2 protein-coding genes and 1 pseudogene are annotated in these 1,182 nt (G+C 44.2%); all 3 read left to right on the plus strand.

The window, feature by feature from the left end; genetic code table 11:
• A pseudogene (locus tag AB4653_RS22835) lies at positions 1-296 on the plus strand (ABC transporter permease); the annotation flags it as partial.
• 10 nt (positions 297-306) lie between these two features.
• Positions 307-1,026: an energy-coupling factor ABC transporter ATP-binding protein gene (locus AB4653_RS22840; protein WP_009846743.1), complete on the plus strand. Its 720-nt coding sequence runs from the start codon at positions 307-309 to the stop codon at positions 1,024-1,026.
• On the plus strand, positions 1,004-1,182 hold a 179-nt coding region (locus tag AB4653_RS22845), incomplete at its 3' end, for an NTP transferase domain-containing protein (protein ID WP_372105396.1). The genes AB4653_RS22840 and AB4653_RS22845, both read left to right, overlap by 23 nt.

Genomic DNA, 1,182 nt, shown 5'->3' on the forward strand with positions numbered 1-1,182 from the left:
CGCTTGGCGTATCAACGACTCGTGTGGCGTGTACGTTAATTTGGGAAACGCGCTTCCCTCTTTTAGCTGCAACTATCGCTGCCTTCTCTCGTATCGTCACTGAGGTTGGTTGTTCAATGATGGTCGGTGGCAACATTATGGGGATGACAAGAAACATCCCAACAGCTATCGCCATGGAAAGCCACAAAGGCGCATTCGCTCAAGGCGTCGCCCTCGGTATGGTGTTATTAGCATTGACATTAGCCCTTAACTTTTTCCTTTCCAGTGTGAGAGGAAAAGGCTATTTAAGAACTTAGGAACGCTGTCATGAGTATAAAAATAACAACGCAGCAAATTTCAATGCGCTACAAAGAGCGTGTTTTGTTCCACATCCCCGAATTGTCGATCGGCCCCAACGATGCCATTTATCTCAAAGGGGACAATGGCGTTGGCAAAACGACCCTACTTAAAATCTTATCAGGATTGATCAAGCCGAGCTCTGGCCGTATTCAGTCTCCGACACAAAGCTGGCAACATAGCCTGTTTCCTCGGTTAAAATTTAAAGACATCATCTATCTCCACCAAACTCCTTACCTTTTTGATGGCTCGGTGTACCAAAATGTCGCTTATGGCATTCGCTTTAATAAAGAGAGTCAAAAAGATAAGCGAGCTCAAATAATTAATGCATTAAGAATGGTAGGTTTAGAAACCTTGGCAGATGAGCACATTTCTGTGTTGTCTGGTGGTGAGCGCCAACGCGTGGCAATGGCCCGTGCTTGGATTCTTAAGCCTTCAATCTTGCTTATGGATGAACCAAGTGCTTCTTTAGACAAAGAATCTATTGAAAGATTGGTGATTATGGCCGAAGATCTTCTTCAGAGAGGCGCGAGTTTAGTCATCACTAGCCACCAAACTAACGCGTTAACCGACTTATGTAAGAAGCAATGGTGGATTAAAGACAATACTTTGACCGAATCGCCGCTTCTGCAAGTTATTAAAAAGAACAAAGCACAAGAGAATATTTATGCTGCTTCCAACGCAAACTAGTTGGGTTATTTTGGCTGGCGGACAAGCCAGCCGTATGGGCGGAAAAGATAAAGGACTCGTTGAGCTCAACGGTTCTCCGCTTATTCAATACGTTATTAACAAGCTGTCACAACAAGATGTCAGCATTACCATCAATGCCAACCGTAACTTAGACAG

This window comes from Vibrio sp. 10N.222.48.A3 (assembly GCF_041475345.1).
Classification (GTDB): Bacteria; Pseudomonadota; Gammaproteobacteria; order Enterobacterales; family Vibrionaceae; genus Vibrio; species Vibrio tasmaniensis_A.

Bases quoted from the DNA above. Each gene is read 5' to 3' on its own strand.
- AB4653_RS22840 (WP_009846743.1), top strand. From the start codon at position 307: ATGAGTATAAAAATAACAACGCAGCAAATTTCAATGCGCTACAAAGAG.